Below are 18,569 nucleotides of genomic sequence, written 5' to 3'. Positions count from 1 at the left end.
GCGAAACCTCGGTGGGACGGGAATTCCGCCGAGCGGCGGGTTGCTCGATGGTCCGCCGGACCGGGCGCGACCCGCACCGGTTGGAATCGGCATGATTCTTGGCAGCCCGGCATCGGCGCCTAGCTGATGTTATTCGCCGTTCACATCGACAAATCTTGTTAACACCATGTTGTGACCAGGAACAGTGACCGGACATTCACATGAATGTGGTAGAACTCACTCGGTTACGAAGGGTGGATTTGTCATGGAACCAACGGCCCGACAGCGCGCGGCGCTGGGCATGATCTGCGATACGTTCCTGCCGGGGGACGGGGCGTCCCTGCCCGCGGCGACCGAACTCGGGGCGGTCGACACGATCTTCGCCATACTGGGCCGCAATCCGCGCGAGGCCGAACGGAAGCAGCTGGCCATGCTGCTGGACCGGTGGGATTCGCGGTTGGCCGGACTGCTCACCGGCAGCGGCCCGCGCCGCTTCTCGTCGCTGTCGCAGCAGCAGCGGGAACAGGCCCTGCTGCGCCTCGGGGACTCCGGCCTCGCGCCCGCGCGGGCCGTATTCCAGGCGCTCAAACAGGCGGCGCTGCTCGCCTACAACGTCACGCCCGGCCCGACCGGAACCAATCCGCTCTGGGGGCGCATCGGCTACCCCGAGCCCACCGGCCCGCTGCCGTCGGCCCCGCGGCCCGCGCTCACCCCGCTGCGTTTCACCGAGAACACCTCGCTGAGCTGCGATGTGGTCATCGTCGGATCGGGTGCGGGTGGCGGCGTGGCGGCGGCGGTGCTCGCCGAGGCCGGTCTCGACGTGGTGCTGCTGGAACGCGGAAACTATTACGACGACCGCGATTTCGGTGCGGGCGAGCTCGACGCGCTGACGAAGCTGTACGCGCCCGGCCCGTCCGCCACCGCGGAGGGACAGCTCACGCTGGTGGCGGGCACCTGTCTGGGCGGCGGCACCGTGGTCAACTGGAGCACCTCGCTGCCGACGCCGGACGCCATCCGGCAGGAATGGGCCGAGCTGGGCGTCCCGCAGTTCGCCGACGCCGAATTCGGCGACGCGCTCGAGGCGGTGCGCAAGCGGATCGGCGTCACCGAGCAGCGCTCGCCGCTCTCGGCCCGCGACAGCGTCCTCGAACGCGGCGCACGGGCGCTGGGCTGGGCGGTGGATCCGTTGCCGCGCAATGTCTCCGACGCCTGTGACGCCGGGGTCGAATGCGGCCGCTGCGGTTACGGCTGCCGCCTCGGGGCCAAGCAGACGGTGACCAAGACCTGGCTCGCCGACGCCGCCGCCCGCGGCGCGCGCCTGGTGGTCGACGCCGACGTGCGCCGTATCGAAGTGAGAAACGGCCGCGCCGAGTCTGTTTCGGCGCTCACCTCGACTGGGGTGGAGATCGACGTGCGGGCGCGCGCCGTGGTGGTGGCCGCCGGCGCCATCCAGACACCGGCGCTGCTGCGCCGATCCGGCCTGCGCAACAAGAACATCGGCAGATACCTGCGGCTGCATCCCGCCGCCGCCGTCTTCGGGGTGTTCGACGAGGACATCCGCCCGTGGGAGGGTGCGCTCCAGGGACGGATCAGCCGCCACCACGCCGACCTGGACGGCCGGGGCTACGGTGTCATCTACGAGACCGGGCCGATCCATCCGGGACTGGCCACCGGCTTCATGAGCTGGCGCGGCGCGGCGGGCTTCCGGGACACCATGCTCGACTTCGCCCGGTCGAATTCGGTCGGCGTCATCACCCGCGACCGCGATCCGGGCACCGTCACCGTGGACGGCAGCGGCGAACCGATCGTGAAATACCGGCTCTCCGACTACGACGCCGCGCATCTGCACACCGGAATCGTCGGGGCCGCTTCGATTCTCGAGGCCGCCGGAGCGCGCCGGATCTTCTCGGGACATCAGGCGGGCATCGACTACGAGCCGGGCGTGCGCGGCTCCCACGACGACTTCGCCGCCGCGTGCCGCCGGGCGGGTTACGCGCCCGGGCGGTGCGCGATGGGCGCACTGCACATCATGGGTTCGGCGCGCATGGGCGGCACCCGCGAGCTGTCGGCCGTCGATCCGGACGGTGTCACCTGGGATGTCGCCAATATCGTCGTCGCCGACGGCTCCTGCTTCCCGACCGCGCCGGGGGTGAATCCCATGGTGACCATCGAGGCGATCGGCTACATGAACGCCACCCGTCTCGCGACGCGATTGAGCTAGTCCCGCACGGCATCCGGGACCGCTCACAGGGCTCGGATGCCCTCCAGCAGCGTATGCAGGACGCCGGTGTCGGCGTGCCCGGTCGGCGCGGGCGGCGGCGACCGGTGCAGCAGCCGCCCGTCGTCGATGAGGTCACCGATGAGCACCTTGGTCACGGTCAGCGGCAGCCGCAGATGCGCCGACACCTCCGCCACCGACAGCGGGGTGCGGCACAGTCCGATGATGGCCGCGTACTCGGGTTCGGTGCGGCGCGACGCCGCGCCCCGGTGGATGTCGACCACCAGCGTCGTCATATCCAGATCCGGCCGCCGAGCCCGGCCGCGACCACGGGTGACGGCGTAGAGGCGGACCAGCGGGCCCGCGTCCTCCTCGTACCAGTGCTCGCGCGCGTCGCTCATGGCTGTGGCCGGTCGACCGCCGTGAACCGCGGATCCACCGCCAGATGGGTGCCGACCCGCTGCACCGTCTGGTTCATCTCGTAGGCCACCAGCCCCATGTCGGCGGTCTCGGCCGCCAGCAGGGCCAGGCAGGCGTTCGCACCGGCGGCGGTGATGAACAGCACGGCGTGATCGAGTTCCACCACGGTCTGACACACCCCACCGGCCTTGAAGTGGTGACCGGCGCTGCGCGCCAGACTGTGCAGGGCCGAGGCCATGGCGCCGAAACGGTCGGCGTCGGCGCGGTCGAGTCCCTTGGAGAAGCCGAGCAGCAGGCCGTCGGAGGACAACAGCACCGCCGATTGCGCGTCGGGCAGCCCGCTGACCAGTTCGTCGAGCAGCCAGCCGAGGTCGATTCGCTGTGAAGTGGTCATTGTCGCCTTCTGTGGGTAGAGCTATTCGTTCGGGGTGCGGCCGGTGTCGGGGTGGGCCTGACGGCCCTGGCGGGTGCCCTTGGCTATCGCGCTCATGAGATCGCGCGCCTCGTCGGCGGTGCGCTGGCGCGGCGGGGCGGGGGCCACGGGGTCGGTGTTCGCCTTCGGGCCGGAATGGCGGTGGCGGCGAGGCAGTTCCGGTCGATCGTCCCGCGACGGCAGCGGCCGGGCGGGCGATGCGGTGGACGGCGCGGTGTCGACCGCGCGGTGCACGGTGCCGGGGCTCATCGGCAGTGAGCCCGGCCACGATTCGCGCAGCGGCGGCATGGGCGGCATGGTGATCTCGGCGAGCCGCCGCATATCCACCGAGGTTCCGAGGGGAGCGATGACCTCGGGGACGGCGATGACCTCGGGAATGCCGTCGACACCGGCGTCGACCGGCCGCGCCGCCTCCAGCACCGGATGCGGCACCAGCACGACCGCCCGCACCCCGCCGTAGTCGGATTCGGTCAGCCGCACCGAGAGCCCGTGTCGTCCAGCCAATTTCGCCACCACGAACAACCCGAGCCGGGTATCGCTGGACAGCGTCGCCACGCTGAAGTCCGGCGGATCGGCGAGCATGGCATTGCGTTCGGCGAACTCGGCCTCCGACATGCCGAGCCCCTGGTCGATGATCTCGATCGCCACCCCGCGGCCGACCACCACCGCCGATACCGTGACCGGTGATTCGGGTGGCGAGAAGGCGGTCGCATTGTCCATCAGCTCGGCGAGCAGGTGGATCACATCCGCCACCGCCTTGCTCGCGATCCGCACCTCGGGGATGCGCCCGGTCGAGATCCGGGTGTAGTCCAGGCTTTCGGCGACCGCACCGCGAATCAGGTCGATCAGCAACACCGGATTGCGCCAGCGGCGGCCGGGCTGCTCACCGCCGAGAATGACCAGGTTCTCGGCATTGCGGCGCGCCCGGGTCGCGAGATGGTCGAGCTGGAAGAGCAATTCGAGCTGATCGGCGTCGGTCTCCTCGCGCTCGGCCCGGTCCAGCAGGGCGAGCTGCCGGTGCACCACCACCTGACTGCGGTGGGCGATATTGAGGAAGACAGCATTGATACCCGTGCGGGTCTTGGCCTCCGCCACCGCGGCCGCCACCGCCGCCCCGTGGGCGCGGTTGAAGGCGTCGGCCACCTGGCCGAGTTCATCGGTGCCGAAGTCCAGCCGGGCGGCGTCCCGCTCGGCGTCCACGGCCGCGCCCGATCCGGCGCGGCGGATCAGTTCGGGCATGCGCTCATCGGCCAATTCCAGGGTGTGGCGGCGCAATCGGCGCATCCGGCCGATGAATCGGTTGGCCAGCAGCAGTGCCAGCAGGAAGGCGACGGTGGCCACCAGCAGCACCGCGCCGCCGCCGAGCAGGGCATCGCGGGTGGCGTCCGTGCCGCGCTGCTTGGCGACGGCGTGCGCGTCGCGGCTCTGGTCCTCCCACAGCTGCTGGAGCGCGGAATTGACCTGCGCGGTCGCCGACTGCCAACCGGCCAGATCGAGGGGGAGCGCGGTTTTCGGCTTGGCTCCGTCGGTGACCGCGCCGCGCAGCACGACGGCGTCCTGCATGGCCGTGACCCGCTGCCAGGCCGGACCGGCCGTGATGGCGTTGAGCTGGTCGAGCCGCTTCCCCTTCAGCACCGTAGCGGCGTAGGCCACCTGATCGCGGAATTCGCCCACCCGGCGCGAGAATTCGAGGAGCTGCGGTTCGGTCAGCTCACCGGTGGTCAGGGCCACCGAGCCCAGGGTGTCGGCCTGCGACAGCGCCTCGGCCGCGCGCAGCACCTCCACGCCGTAACCCAGTTCGACCGCGATCTCGGCGTCCGGGGCCACCCGGGCCGCCAGCACGGACGCGGCGATGATGGTGCCGATCACCTGGGTGAAGAAGGTGAACACCTGATCGGCCGGCACCCGCAGGGCGTCGATACCGGCGCGCAGCGTGGGCACCATCTCGAAAAGCCGGTTGTAGCCCTCGATATCGGCCGCCGAGTTGTTCGGGTTGAGTTCGGTGGCGGCATCGCCCTTGGCCTCCAGCGCGACCAGCGCGGCATCGGACTGCTGGCGAGCGGTGGCCAGTTGTGCGGCCGCGTCCTCGTCACCGGCCAGCCGCAACAGGGACAGCCGGCGTTCCTCCTCGAAGGCCGAGATCATGAGGATGGCCGGGCCGGTCGTGCTGCTGGCCAGGTCGGCCCATTCCGTGGAGCTGCGCGCGTCGTCCACCAGATACACGGCCGCGCCGCCGCCGATGGCCAGCAGGGTGACGCTGGAGATGAGCACGATGGACAGCAGCCGGGCCCGGATGCCGATCCGTCCCCGCACGTCGCGGAGGTCGCGTGCCAGTGCATCGGACCGTGCGGCGGACGCTGTGCGCAGGTTGTGCCGAATGCCCACGTAGATCTTCCCTGCTTCTCCGATGGCGCGCCTGCCGGTATTCGATGCCCGTGTGCTTGAGATGAGCGCAAGGTCACACTTTCTCGACGAAAGAGTAACGGATAGATGCCGACGCAACCACACGTCTCACTGACCGGTGTCCGGTCGTGCCACCCACCACGGCCGGATGCGCGCTGTTCGAACCTGGCGGGCCGGATTCGTGGGATGTTATGTTGATCGACATGACCGCCAGCCGCCCTCGCGCCACGCGGGTCACCTATGTGACCGTCGCGCTGGGCGTGCGGCTGCCGCGCCAGCGCGAGCTGTGTTGCTCCCGCCGTCGCGCAGTCGAGTTCTGATCCCGGGTCGCCACCGCCCCCGGGCATCCTCGCTGCCGCTGCCGATACGTCCTGTCGACATGTCCCGTCCGAGTACGGGACCGCAGCAAGGAATTCGCGTCATGTCCAGCCCCGCCCTCGAGCGACCGCATACTCCGACCGCGTCCACCCGCCCGGCTCCGGCCCGTCCCGCCGTGCCGCCGGAACTGCGCATCTCCGACAACCCGGCCGCCGCGGTGCTACGGGCCGCGGCGCGCGGTCCCATCTTCCGCGACAGCGCCGCCCGCGCCACGGGCGCGAGTATCGCCACCGTCAATCGTCAAGTGTCCGCGCTGCTTTCGGCCGGACTGCTGCGGGAGCGGGCCGATCTCACGGTCTCCGGTGCGGTCGGCCGCCCGCGGGTGCCCGTGGAGGTCGACACCGACTCCTTCGCGACGGTGGGTGTGCATATCGGCTGCGGTGTCACACGGATCGTCGCGGCGGACCTGTCCGGCCGGATGCTGGGCGGCCTCGAGATCGCCACGCCGCAGACCGGGCAGCAGGCCGCGCTGACCATAGTCGCGCGCAGTGCCAGAGCCTTCCTGGACCGGCTGCCGCGCCGACGGCCGCTGTGGGTCGGCGTCGCCGTATCGGGACGGGTGGACGCCGCCGCCGGCGAGGTCGACCACCCACGGCTGGGCTGGCGGTCCGCGCCGGTCGCCGCCGTCTTCAGTTCCGTACTGGACCTTCCGGTTTCGGTATCCGCGCATGTGGAGGCGATGGCCGCCGCCGAACTGCTGCTGACGCCACGCGAGACGGACAGCCGCCCCGGCAGCAGTCTCTACCTCTACGCGCGCGAAACCGTCGGTGTGGCGGTGACATTGGACGATCGGGTGCATACGCCCGCCAACGGTCCGGGCTCGATCGCGCATCTGCCCACCGGTTCGGACGCGGAATGCCCGTGCGGCCGTCGCGGCTGCCTGGAGGCCACCGTCGGTGAGCGCGAACTGCTCTCGCGCGCCGTGCGCCACGGCATCCTGCCCAAGCCGGAGGCACCTCGTCGCCCGCGCGTCACCGACCTCTACCGGGCCGCCGACACCGAGGCCGCCGCGCGTGACCTGCTCGCCGAACGCGCCGAGATACTGGGCCGAACCGCCGCGCTCATCCGCGACATGTTCAACCCGGACCGCGTCATCCTGGGCGGTCAGGCATTCACCGGCTACCAGCCCGGAATCGACCGTGTCGCACGGGCGTTCACCGAGAACACCGCCCTGCCCGACGCCGACCTGCGCATCAGCCGCTTCGGCGGCCGAGTCCAGGAGAGCGCCGCCGCGGTCACCTCGCTGAGCGTCTTCTACGCCGACCCGCTGTCGGCCGTCCGCCGCGCCACTCGCGCTCGCTGATCGCGGCGGGAGCGTCTCCGGTCCACGCCCGGGAGTATCCGGGACCGATGTCGCCCGGGGTGTACGTCGATGTGTCGAGACCCGCGCGAAACTACTTCCCGGGCGTGAACAACCCCTCCAGCACCGTGATGAAGTACGGGAAGTGCCCGGCGAACCGGTACAGGTCGCGGTCGCGTTCGAAGCCGCCGAACCAGTACAGGCCGGGACGGCCGTCCGAGTTCGGGTTGAGGTCGCGGAAGGCGCGCGTCCAGTGGTCGGTGCGGCCCGCGGCCACCGCGAAGGGCAGTGCGCGGGAGAAGACCAATTCCTGGTCCGGCGGCGGGATCTGCTCGCGCGACAGCGCGTCCAGGGCCCGTTGCATGCCGCGCACGCGGTCGGTGAGTTCGCGACCGGCCGCGGTGCGCGCGGGCAGATAGCGGGGGAGCAGCAGGGCCGCCACACCGCCGAGCGCGATCGCCACCCCGACCAGGGCGTGACCGGGACCCAGCGCCAGGCCGACGGTGGCGGCCGCGCCGACCGCGATCAGCCCGACGCCGAGCCAGAATTCCGTCCCGCGCCGGGCGCGATCCACATACAGTCCCTGCGCCACCGCATCGGCCACCAGCGCCTTGCGCACCGCCGTGGCGTCCAAGCGCCCCCGCAGTTCCGACAGCAGCACCGACTCCGCGCCCTCCGGCAGCAGCGCCGCGTACACCGCCCGCTCATGGTCGGTGAGCTGTCCGTCGGCCGGATTCACCCGGGTGATCCGCCAATCCGTATCGTCGATCGCCGTCACCCACAGGTACCGCCGTACCGCCAGATCCACCACCGTCGCGGCGAGATCGCGCGGATCCACATAGCCATCCAGCAGCAGCCCCGCCGTACCGGGCAGCACCCCGTCCGGGGAGGTGAACAGCACCCGATTGCCCTCGCGCAGCAGCGGATCGACCGCCTCGGCCTGCTGTGGTGTCGCCTGCCTGCGCGACCACACCACGAATCCGGCGGCCACCGCCACCCCGAGCAACTGGACCGCGAAGGCGGCGAGCACGGGAGTCGTGACGGAGAACGGACCCGGCGCGTCGGCATCGTCGATATCGGCATTGGCCGCCACCGTCCCGGGCGGCAGTTGCAGGGTCACGTCGATGACATCGCCCTTGCGCAGATCGGTCTTCTCCAGATGGGCGAAACCGTCCGGTTCGACCCGGATGTCCGCGCAGTCCCGCGGCTGTCCGGGTGGCCCGATGGTGCACTTCGTCACGCCCATCCGGAAATCCGGACTGCTCACCGTCGCCACCACCGACGCCACATCGGTATTCAGCACACCGGTCCAGTGGAACACCTGCGCTCCGGTCGTATCGCTGACCGTGTTGTGCACCGTGTACTCGAACGTCGACTCACCGGGACGCGCGGTAATGGTGAAGCGGTCGTCGGCGACCGTCGCCTCCCCGGCCCCGGTCGAGCGCACGTCGGTCACCCGGAAGGTGCGCGCCACACTCTCGCTGACCTGCACGCGCAGCGGCAGTACCTGACGGAACTCCTCGCCCTCGGGCACCGTCACCGTCTCGGTGACCCGCAGCAGCCCGTCGTCGCCGAGATCGACGTCGGCGACGATCCGCACCCCGTCCGGAGCGGGCTGGGCTTGGGCGGCCGGGGCGAGCAGGCCCAGCAGGGCGAGCAGCGCGACGACCAAGCCCCCCCGAAAAATCTGCATGGAAGGGTACTTTAGACAGCTTGCTATCCTTCCTCAGCGGCTGTCGGTGATATCGAGGTGACGAGGGGGTCCGGGGGAATGACTCGACCACCGTACGGACAGGGGCCGATTTCCCCTGGTGGACGGCCTGTTCCGCCGCCGCCCGGTCGCCGTCCCGGCGCTCCCGGTCCACGCCCGGAGCCGGGTTATCCACAACGGCCCGGCCCCGGTTATCCACAGCGTCAGGGATTTCCGCCGCCGCCCGGCTATCAACCGCATCCCGGACCGGGCGGGCCGCAGGCATCGCCGTACGGCATTCCGCTCTCGCCCCCGCTACCCCCGGTCGGCTACACACCGCACCAGCGCCCGCCGACGCAGCCGCCCGCGCCGCGGGGCCCCGCCCCGTACGGCCCGACCGCGCGCCCGACCCCGCCGCCGCGCCGTCGTCGTTGGGGCACAGTGCTGTTGATCGTCATCGTGGTGGTGACCGGTGTGCTGTTGCGCACCGCCCTGAGTGCCGGGGTGGACAAGCTCGGAGCGGGCGACTCGGTGGACACTGGTTACGGCCCGGATATCGGAGCGCTCGGCGTCGCCGAGACGGCGGGCAATCCGCTGCTCACCGATACCGACGCCACTCTCGTTCCGGCGGACTGCGATTACGCGCCGTGGAGCACCCAGGTGGAGCAGGCCCGCGCCTTCTTCGACTCCGCCGCCACCTGTCTGGAAGCGGGCTGGCGCGCGGTATTCGCCGAGGTGGGTCTGTCCTTCGAAGCGCCCGAGGTCACGGTGACCGCGTCCACCACCGGCATCACCACGCTGTGCACCGGCAACAGCAGCAATTTCGCCGCCTTCTACTGCTCCGCCGACAAGACCATCTACATGCCGATCAGCCAGTTGCAGACCGATGTCTTCAAGAACAACTGGGTGGTCTACCTGTCGGTGTTCGCCCACGAGTACGGCCATCATGTGCAGGCGCAGGCCGGAATTCTCGGCAAGGTGCACGCGCAGCGGCGCGAGGCGGGCGTCCGCTCCGACACCGGGCTCGAGCTGTCGCGCCGAACCGAGTTGCAGGCCAACTGTTTCGACGGCATGTACCTGTCTTCCTCCCGGGGCGGCGGGGCGCTCACCTCGGCGCAGATCGGCGTCGCGCGCAACGACGCCTACCATCGCGGTGACGCACCGGGGGATATGCGTGACCACGGCACCACGCAGAACGGCGGCGCCTGGTTCGAGGTGGGTCTCGACGAGAACCGCACCTTCGCGTGCAATACCTTCACCGCCCCGGCGAGCGCGGTGAACTAGAACCGGCACGCGCGGTGCACCGAAAGCGCGGTGCACCGGAAAGAACTCGAGCCCGTCGCGCGGCGACGGGCCCGAGTCGTGCATCGCGTCCCCTCGGGCTCAGTGCCCGAGCGGCCCCTCACCGATGCGCCGCGGTGAATGTCCGTGCACCCCTTCGGCGTAGGCGGTCTCGGCGTGCAGGGCGAAGTCGATGCCGCCCACCTCGTCCTCGTGGGAGACGCGGAAGCCGATCGTCGCGTCGATCACCTTGCCGATCAGGAACGAGATGCCGAAAGCCCAGGCGGCCACGGCCAGGACGCCCACCGCCTGCTTGCCGAGCTGGGTGAGCCCGCCGCCGTGGAACAGGCCCGCCGCGCCGCCCTCGCCGGTCATCACCTCGGTGGCGAGCAGGCCGATCAGCATGGTGCCCACCACGCCGCCGACGAAGTGCACGCCCACCACATCGAGCGAGTCGTCGTAGTTGGCCTTGAACTTCCAGCCCACCGCGAACGCGCACACCACACCCGCGGCCAGACCGACGATCATCGCGCCCAGGGTGTTCACGAAGCCGCAGGACGGCGTGATAGCCACCAGACCGGCCACCACTCCGGACGCCGCGCCGAAGGTGGTCGGCCGACCGTCGCGCACCTGCTCCACGGCCAGCCAGCCCAGCATGCCGAGGCAGCCCGCCACCAACGTGTTCAGGAAGACCGCGGCCGCGGTGCCGTCGGCCGCCAGCGCCGAACCGGCATTGAAGCCGAACCATCCGAACCACAGCAGGCCCGCGCCCAGCAGCACGAACGGCAGATTGTGCGGGCGCATGGCGTCCATCTTGAAGCCGACGCGCGGCCCCAGCACCAGTGCCAGCGCGAGCGCCGAAGCGCCGGAGGCGATCTCGACCACCAGGCCGCCCGCGTAGTCGAGTGCGCCGAATTCGGCGAGCCAGCCCTCGGAATTCCACACCCAGTGCGCGATCGGCGCGTACACCAGCGTCGCCCAGATCGGCACGAAGATCATCCACGCGGAGAATTTCGCGCGGTCGGCGATGGCGCCGCTGACCAGTGCCACGGTGAGAATCGCGAAGGTCAGCTGGAAGGTGACGAACAGCAGATCCGGAATACCGCTGTTGGCCTCGGTATCGGTCACCCGCACCGTGCCCGGATCGAATCCGGAGAGGGCGAAATGATCGAATCCGCCGATGAATCCCCCACCCGCGTCCGGACCGAAGGCCAGCGTGTAGCCGACCAGCAACCACACCACGGTGACCAGCGGAATGGAGATGAAGCTCATCATCAGCATGTTGAGCACGCCGCTGGAGCGCACCATGCCGCCGTAGAAGATCGCCAGGCCGGGTGTCATGAGCAGCACCAGCGCGGTGCTGGCCAGCAACCACGAGGTGGCGGCGGCATCGATTGTGGGCACGGGGTAACTCCTTCCACGCGTTTCGCGTTTCAGGGAAGTTACCGAAACCTCACGTTTCCGCGTTGTTACGAAGAGCGTTCGTGTGTTACGGATTGTGCACGCGATGTTACGAAATGCTCACACGCGCGTCGGAGCGCGGCTTTTCCCGGGCTGGACGTCGCGATTTCTTGTTCAGCGCGCGCAGGCCGCGCGGTCCGGGCAGGGGGAGACCGTCGTCACGCAGCACCATCCATTCCGCGGTGGTCATCCACTGCTGCTGGGCGCGGGCGTCGGCGGTGTCGTTGAATACCCGCCGCCCGCGATCGTCGCGCAGCTCATGGGCCAGCACCGACCAGCGCGGCGGGCGATCGTGTTCGGCGAACTGATCGCGCAGATATGCGGCCACCAGGGTGCCGATCGCGTTCACCGGTCGCAGCGACACCCGATTTCCGTATTTCGCCGAATGGAAACGCCGTCCGGCGCACAGGGAGCGCGGAGAATCGTTGTAGGCGATCCAGCCCGCGCGTTGGGCGCGCTCGATGAGCCACAGGTGTTTCACAGCGGTCGGCGGAATATCGCCGACGTGCTCGCGAATAAGTGCCACAACGGGTTCCGACAGCAGAATGTCGCGACGGGTCGGACCGTTTCCGTTCAGCGTCCAGTATTCGTCGGTGAGGGTGGCGATCACCCGGCCGAAATCGTCGATGCCGCGCTGTGCGCGGCGGCCCAGACGCTCGATGCGCTCGGCCTCGCGGCGCATGTCGTTCTGGGTGATCAGGGTGCGGATGGCGGGCAGGGTGGGTACCTGGCCGCGATGCAGGAGTTCGAGGATCGCACCGGCGGTGGCGGGGTCGGCGGCTGCCGTGACCGGCAGCGATTCGCGGTGCAGATCGAACTCGCGCGGGCTGATGGCTCGGCTCAGCAGATCCGCCGCGGTTCGATTGCCGGCGAATTCGGTACCGGAAAGCCAGGCGGCTGCGATGTCGTCATGCGACGGCACGTTGGGCGTTTCCTCCGAGAGATTTGGTTGCGCCCCGGTCGGGATGAGGGACCGGCCGGGGACACCAACCTGATGAAGGTTTGGCTACCGAAGTTGCCGATGTCCACGGTAGCCAAGCAATTGCGATCTTGCCGCATCCGTTGACGGTATCGTTATGTCCGTAATGCGGAGTTGAAACCGGGCGCAGGTCTGTAGACAGCGATCATGCACTACAGCGGTATCCGGCAAATTCCGTTCCCGAACTACGCTGAGAATTTGCTGTGCATTCTTCTCGCACCGGGGGACTGCGTGACGTCGGCGAACGGGGCGCTCGGTTCCTACGTGATTCACATCACGTTTGCGGGTGGGTGGCGAACGGGAAGCGAGGCGGATTTTCGGTCGAATCGGACGCGCCGAACCGGGTCGGGACATCGGCGCATGCGCTGTCGGTGTCCGCCGGTAGCCTCTCTGCCGTGGCTCTCTACCGGAAGTACCGACCGGCAACGTTCGCTGAAGTCGTGGGGCAGGAGCACGTCACCGATCCCCTGAGTACGGCGCTCGACACCGGTCGCATCAGTCATGCGTACCTGTTCTCGGGACCGCGCGGATGTGGCAAGACCTCATCGGCGCGCATCCTCGCGCGCTCGCTGAACTGTGTGGAGGGGCCGACGTCCACACCGTGCGGAGTGTGCGCGTCGTGTGTGGCGCTCGCCCCGGGCGGACCGGGCAACCTCGATGTCATCGAACTCGACGCCGCGAGCCACGGCGGCGTCGACGACACCCGCGAACTGCGCGACCGCGCCTTCTACGCGCCCGCCGAATCCCGCTACCGCGTCTTCATCGTCGACGAGGCGCACATGGTGACCACCGCGGGCTTCAACGCGCTGCTGAAGATCGTGGAGGAGCCGCCCGCCCACCTCATCTTCGTCTTCGCCACCACCGAACCGGACAAGGTGCTGCCCACCATCCGGTCGCGCACCCACCACTACCCCTTCCGGCTGCTGCCGCCCGCCACCATGCGCGGACTGCTCGGCCGCATCTGCGATCAGGAAGGGGTGCAGGTCGAGGAATCGGTGTACCCGTTGGTGATTCGCGCGGGCGGCGGTTCGCCGCGCGACAGCCTCAGCGTGCTGGACCAGCTGCTGGCCGGCGCCGGATCCGAGGGGGTCACCTATCCGCGCGCGGTGTCGCTGCTCGGCGTCACCGATATCGCCCTCATCGACGACGCCGTCGAGGCGCTCGCGACCGATGACGGCGCCGCCCTGTTCGGTGTCATCGACCGCGTGGTCGAATCCGGCCACGACCCCCGCCGCTTCGCCACCGACCTGCTCGAGCGCCTGCGCGACCTGATCCTGCTGCGCGCCGTCCCCGACGCCACCGACCGCGGCCTGGTCTCCGGCCCCGGCGACGTCCTCGACCGCATGCGCGCCCAGGCCGACGCCATCGGTCCCGCCACCCTCACCCGCTACGCCGAACTCCTGCACGAGGGTCTCGGCGAGATGCGCGGCGCGACCGCCCCCCGCCTGCTGCTCGAGGTCATCGCGGCCCGCATGCTGCTGCCCTCGGCCACCGACACCGAATCCGCGGCCCTGCAACGCCTGGAACGCATCGAACGCCGCCTGGCGGGTGCACCCCTGCCCCCGGCCGCCGGTAACGCCGCGCTCGGTAACCCGACCGCTGGCAACCCGACCGTTGGCAACCCGACCGCCGCCGACCCCGGCGTCGCGGGCAGCGCGACCCCGCAGCACGGCGCGCAGCCCTCGGCCGGACCCTCGGCGGCGCAGCCGAACCCCGGCGGCTCACCACGCCGTCGCGGCGCGGAAGCCCTCGCCGCCATGCGCGCCGAGAAGTCCGGCACCCAGGCATCCCCCGCACCCGGAACCCGCCAGCCCGAGCCCACCCCACCGAGTGGAGCGGCACCCTCCGGCAGCGCGACGGGAGGATCCACACCCGCGACGAGTGCCGCCGGGCCTGCGCACGGGGCGGCGGGTAAGCCCGCGCCGACGTCGCCGGGAGCCCCCGCGAACCGGGCGGCGGCGGGCAATTCCGCGCCGACATCCTCGAACAGCACACCGGCGGATACCCACGACGCACCGGACGCCAGCGCTGCCGCGAACCCGGGGGGTGGTGTGACCGATGCGGGGGGCAGCGCACCGGACCTCAACGCCATCGCGCAATCCGGCGACCCGGCGGCGGCGCCGTCCGCTGCGCGCCTGCCGTCCGGCACCTCCGCCGCCCGGCCACCCGAACTCGACCCGGTCACCGGCGGCCCGTCCGACCTGCCGACATCTGCGGCCCGGCCGGAAGTTGCCGCCCCGCAACAACAGTCATCCGCCGAAGCGGCCCCTAGCTCACCGGGCGGCGGCGTTTCCCAGGCTGGCACGGGATCGGCCGCAGGGTCGGCGGCCGCATCGGTCACCACCGCGTCGGCCGCCACCCAACCGGCTACATCACCTGCCGCCCAACCGGTTTCGCCCGCATCCCCCGACCCGGCCGCCGATTTCGAGCGCGCTCGCGAAACCCTGCTCATGCTGGTCGGCTACGCCAGTGCCCGCGCGGTCGCCGAACCGCAGTGGACCGAGAAGCTCACCGGGTGGGCCGCCCGCCTGCACACCCTCACACCGGCAGCCACCGCCGAAATCCAGACCGTGCTGACCGAGGACGCCGCCGCCCTGCGCGAACTTCTCGGCTCCGCCGCGTCCGTCGTCCACGGCGGGGGTGCGGCCGCGACCGGTGCTGCCGACGTCGGTCCGGCGAATGGCGGCGAGTCCGCTCCGGCCGGGTCCGGTGCTGGCAACTCGGTCGCCGATGCATCCGGCGGCGCTGCTGGATCCTCTGCGGCACAGGAGAATTCGAGCCTGGTAGAGGGCGCGTCCGCATCGGTTGGACACACCGCGCCACCGTCGGCCGGCGCGCGGGGCGACGACCCGACCGCGCGATCGGATGCACCTGCCCGGCAACGGGGGGCGGAGGGCGCCGGTGGCGCGCCCGCGCAGCGTGACGCGGACGGCGCGTCGCGGGCCACCGCCACCCTCGCGGACGGTGCTGCCCCGCAGGCGGTGCCCGCTTCCGTAATTGATGCCGGACTCCAGGATTCGGCTGCGGGGGCCGGTTCCACGGCCGGGCGCGGCGCCTCCGACGAGGGGGCGTTCGGTGCCGCTGGTGAGTATGGGCAGCCGCGTGATCGAGCCGCCGACGCGAGCGCTGCGGCGCAACACCGGACCGCTGACGCTGGTGCGTCGGCAGGGGATTCGGCATCAGCAGAGTCGGCCGGTCCCTCGACCGGTGGCGATCTCGCCGGTACCGGCGCGAACGCTGCCGGTGCGCGGGTACGGAATTCGGCTGCGTCGGCCGGGGAGGCGGACGCCCGGGCCGCGTCGGATACCGCGGCAACCACAGACCGTCGCGTCGGGGCCGCTGTCGATGAGACCGGGGCTGTAGGACCCGCCGCCGAGCCCAGCGCATTCGGTCAGTCCGGAGAAGAGGTCGGCGCCCCCGCGGCCTTCGGGGTAGCCGGTGCGCCGGAATCCGGGGCGGGCGGTGGTATACCCGCCGCCGGTCCGACGGCTGACGCCGCGATGGCCGGGGGTGCGGAACACGCGGTGGGCACGGGTGAGCCCGGAGGCGCGGGCGCGAATGCGGGCGCTGACCTGCTCGCGGGAGTGGGGGAATCGGCGGGTGCGGACGCGGCTGGAGAAGCCGCCGACAATGCCGCTGCCGACAATGCCGCTGCCGACAATGCCGCTGCCGACAATGCGGTCGCTGACAATGCTGCCGCCACTGCTGCTGCCGACAACGCTGCTGCCGACAATGCGGTCGCTGACAATGCTGCCGCCACTGCTGCTGCCGACAACGCTGCTGCCGACAACGCTGCCGCTGACAATGCTGCTGCCGCTGACCACGCGGCCCCCGCCGGGGCGGATCTGACCGTGATGGTGGAGGGTGCCTGGGTCGAGATCAAGGCGAAGGTCCGCGAGTTCGGGCCCGCGCTGCCCGCCCTGCTGGCCGCCGCGGCGGTCGCGCGGGTGGAGGGTGACGTCATCGTGCTGGCGCATCAGCACGCGGCGCTGGCGCAGCGGCTGTCGGAGGCGAAGAACCTGGAGGCGGTGCGATCCACCGTGCGGGCGGTGCTCGGGCGGGAGTTCGAGGTGCGCTGGGAGGTCGGGGGTGCCGCGTCGGGTGGTGCCGGGCGCGGGCGAGGTGCCGGGAACGCTGGACGCGGGGCGGGCGCGCAGGCTCCCGCGAAGAAGGCTCCGCCGAAGTTCTCGCGGCCGAGTCAGGCCAAGGCTGCTGCCGCGGTCGAGCCGCAGGCGGACACGTCCGGCGGGTGGGGTGCGTCGTCCTCGGGTTCCCGAGACGGCGACTCTTCCGCGGGCACTCCGGCATCCCCCCTGGACGACGATATTCCGCTGCCCGACGGGCCGGACCTTCCCGACGACCCGGGGCCGTCGGACTACTCGCCGGTAGGTTATGACGGGGTCCCACCTGCTTCGACAGCGGAGGAGGAGCGGGAGATGTTGGCCGATGCGGCCGTGCCCGTCCCGCCCGGTGATCGCCGCGACCCGGATGAGATGGCCTTGGAGTTGTTGCGGTCGGAGTTGGGTGCCAGCCCGCTGGAGGCTTGACAGCACCCGTGTGAGGCACCTTAAGTTAACCGGAGTTCGCATCCGGCGGTACTATGATCGGGTGGCCGTGAGTTCTGGCTCGGCGAGGTTCTAAGGTATGCCCAGGCGCAAGGGCTGCCGGAGCGTCGACAAGCCGGTTCGTGACGCGGTTTGTACAGCGTCAGGACGGTCGGTCGACAAGGCCGGTCGGCGAGGTAACCGCGGCCGCTCCGCACAACGCGGTGACGGCGCACCTTTAGAGAGGACAACTCCGATATGACCACAGAGGCCTACATTTACGAGGCCATCCGCACTCCGCGCGGCCGCAACAAGAAGGGCTCGCTGCACTCGGTCAAGCCGATCGACCTGACCACCGGTCTGGTCCAGGAGCTGCGTAACCGGTTCCCGAACCTGGACGAGGACCGCATCTCGGACATCATCCTCGGCGTCGTCTCGCCGGTCGGTGACCAGGGCGCCGACATCGCCCGCACCACCGTGCTGACCGCCGGCCTGCCCGACACCGTCGGCGGCATCCAGATCAACCGCTTCTGCGCCTCCGGCCTCGAGGCCGTCAACCTGGCCGCGCAGAAGGTCCGCTCCGGCTTCGACGACCTGGTCATCGCCGGTGGTGTCGAGTCCATGTCCCGCGTGCCGATGGGCTCCGACGGTGGCGCCATGTTCATGGACCCGGCCACCAGCTTCGACAGCTACATTGTCCCGCAGGGCATCTCGGCCGACCTGATCGCCACCATCGAGGGCTTCTCCCGCGAGGACGTCGACGGCTACGCCGTGCGCTCGCAGGAGCTGGCCGACACCGCGTGGAAGAACGGCTACTTCGCCAACTCGGTCGTCCCGGTCAAGGACATCAACGGCCTGACCGTGCTCGACACCGACGAGCACCGCCGCCCCGGCACCAAGGTCGAGGATCTGGCCAAGCTGAACCCGTCCTTCGCGGGCATCGGCGAGATGGGCGGCTTCGATGCCGTCGCCATGCAGCGCTACACCTACGTCGAGAAGATCGATCACGTCCACCACGGCGGCAACAGCTCCGGCATCGTCGACGGTGCCGCGCTGGTCCTGGTCGGCAACGAGGACGCCGGCAAGGCGTCGGGCCTGACCCCGCGCGCCCGCATCGTCGCCACCGCCACCTCCGGCGCCGACGCCACCATCATGCTCACCGGTCCGACCCCGGCCGCCGAGAAGGCCCTGGCCAAGGCCGGTCTGAAGCGTGAGGACATCGACCTCTACGAGATCAACGAGGCCTTCGCCTCCGTCGTCCTGAAGTTCCAGAAGGACCTGCAGATCCCGGACGAGAAGCTGAACGTCAACGGCGGCGCGATCGCCATGGGCCACCCGCTGGGCGCCACCGGCGCCATGATCACCGGCACCATGGTCGACGAGCTGCACCGTCGCAATGCCCGCTACGCGCTGGTGACCCTGTGCATCGGCGGCGGCATGGGTGTGGCCACCATCATCGAGCGCGTCTGACGCCCACTGACTT

The 18,569-nt window shown here is 70.4% G+C and carries 11 protein-coding genes; 5 read left to right on the top strand and 6 right to left on the bottom strand.

The genetic code is table 11. From position 1 onward, the window contains the following. Positions 1-244 precede the first annotated feature (244 nt). Positions 245-2,200, top strand: coding sequence for a GMC family oxidoreductase N-terminal domain-containing protein (locus tag QJS31_RS20205; protein ID WP_306357394.1), 1,956 nt, complete (start codon positions 245-247; stop codon positions 2,198-2,200). Between the two features lie 23 nt (positions 2,201-2,223). Here QJS31_RS20205 and QJS31_RS20200 read toward each other — a convergent pair whose 3' ends face one another. The 3 genes from QJS31_RS20200 to QJS31_RS20190 are packed head-to-tail and all read right to left on the bottom strand — an operon-like array spanning position 2,224 to position 5,435. Continuing rightward, positions 2,224-2,598: a DUF742 domain-containing protein gene (locus QJS31_RS20200; protein WP_195144811.1), complete on the bottom strand. Its 375-nt coding sequence runs from the start codon at positions 2,596-2,598 to the stop codon at positions 2,224-2,226. After that, entirely contained in the window at positions 2,595-3,011 is a 417-nt protein-coding gene (locus QJS31_RS20195; protein ID WP_195114816.1) for a roadblock/LC7 domain-containing protein, read from the bottom strand. The genes QJS31_RS20200 and QJS31_RS20195 overlap by 4 nt, the downstream gene beginning before the upstream one ends. A 21-nt stretch (positions 3,012-3,032) precedes the next feature. Beyond that, on the bottom strand, positions 3,033-5,435 hold the full coding sequence (locus QJS31_RS20190; RefSeq protein WP_282782604.1) for a nitrate- and nitrite sensing domain-containing protein: 2,403 nt from the start codon (positions 5,433-5,435) through the stop codon (positions 3,033-3,035). 439 nt (positions 5,436-5,874) lie between these two features. Between QJS31_RS20190 and QJS31_RS20185 the strand changes: the two genes are divergently transcribed. Beyond that, the gene (locus tag QJS31_RS20185; protein WP_306357393.1) at positions 5,875-7,134 is read left to right on the top strand and encodes an ROK family protein; all 1,260 of its coding nucleotides are present in this window, start codon (positions 5,875-5,877) and stop codon (positions 7,132-7,134) included. 91 nt (positions 7,135-7,225) lie between these two features. Here the strand turns inward: QJS31_RS20185 and QJS31_RS20180 are convergent, their stop codons facing one another. Next, positions 7,226-8,824: a DUF2207 domain-containing protein gene (locus tag QJS31_RS20180; protein ID WP_306357392.1), complete on the bottom strand. Its 1,599-nt coding sequence runs from the start codon at positions 8,822-8,824 to the stop codon at positions 7,226-7,228. Between the two features lie 438 nt (positions 8,825-9,262). On the opposite strand from QJS31_RS20180, the gene QJS31_RS20175 reads away from it, so the two are divergent. Continuing rightward, positions 9,263-10,105, top strand: a complete 843-nt coding sequence (locus tag QJS31_RS20175; RefSeq protein WP_282785888.1) for a neutral zinc metallopeptidase — start codon at positions 9,263-9,265, stop codon at positions 10,103-10,105. Between the two features lie 99 nt (positions 10,106-10,204). On the opposite strand, the gene QJS31_RS20170 is transcribed toward QJS31_RS20175, so the two are convergent. Further along, positions 10,205-11,506 carry an ammonium transporter gene (locus QJS31_RS20170; protein ID WP_282785887.1) on the bottom strand — a complete coding sequence of 434 codons (1,302 nt, stop codon included), beginning with the start codon at positions 11,504-11,506 and terminating at the stop codon, positions 10,205-10,207. Positions 11,507-11,612: 106 nt separating this feature from the next. After that, the gene (locus QJS31_RS20165; protein ID WP_282785886.1) at positions 11,613-12,485 is read right to left on the bottom strand and encodes a hypothetical protein; all 873 of its coding nucleotides are present in this window, start codon (positions 12,483-12,485) and stop codon (positions 11,613-11,615) included. A gap of 452 nt (positions 12,486-12,937) precedes the next feature. Here QJS31_RS20165 and QJS31_RS37400 point away from each other — a divergent pair, with 452 nt between their 5' ends. After that, entirely contained in the window at positions 12,938-17,089 is a 4,152-nt protein-coding gene (locus QJS31_RS37400; protein WP_372341670.1) for a DNA polymerase III subunit gamma and tau, read from the top strand. Between the two features lie 255 nt (positions 17,090-17,344). Further along, the gene (locus QJS31_RS20155) at positions 17,345-18,556 is read left to right on the top strand and encodes an acetyl-CoA C-acetyltransferase (RefSeq protein WP_282785818.1); all 1,212 of its coding nucleotides are present in this window, start codon (positions 17,345-17,347) and stop codon (positions 18,554-18,556) included. The last annotated feature ends 13 nt before the right edge of the window (positions 18,557-18,569 follow it).

The organism is Nocardia sp. CC213A (assembly GCF_030766805.1).
Taxonomy (GTDB): domain Bacteria; phylum Actinomycetota; class Actinomycetes; order Mycobacteriales; family Mycobacteriaceae; genus Nocardia; species Nocardia otitidiscaviarum.
The sequence above is the reverse complement of the archived record's forward strand: the minus strand, read 5'-3'. Positions and strand labels throughout refer to the sequence as shown.

Coding starts and splice junctions, on each gene's coding strand:
- QJS31_RS20205 (WP_306357394.1), top strand. CDS start 245: ATGGAACCAACGGCCCGACAGCGCGCGGCGCTGGGCATGATCTGCGAT.
- QJS31_RS20200 (WP_195144811.1), bottom strand. CDS start 2,598: ATGAGCGACGCGCGCGAGCACTGGTACGAGGAGGACGCGGGCCCGCTG.
- QJS31_RS20195 (WP_195114816.1), bottom strand. CDS start 3,011: ATGACCACTTCACAGCGAATCGACCTCGGCTGGCTGCTCGACGAACTG.
- QJS31_RS20185 (WP_306357393.1), top strand. CDS start 5,875: ATGTCCAGCCCCGCCCTCGAGCGACCGCATACTCCGACCGCGTCCACC.
- QJS31_RS20180 (WP_306357392.1), bottom strand. CDS start 8,824: ATGCAGATTTTTCGGGGGGGCTTGGTCGTCGCGCTGCTCGCCCTGCTG.
- QJS31_RS20155 (WP_282785818.1), top strand. CDS start 17,345: ATGACCACAGAGGCCTACATTTACGAGGCCATCCGCACTCCGCGCGGC.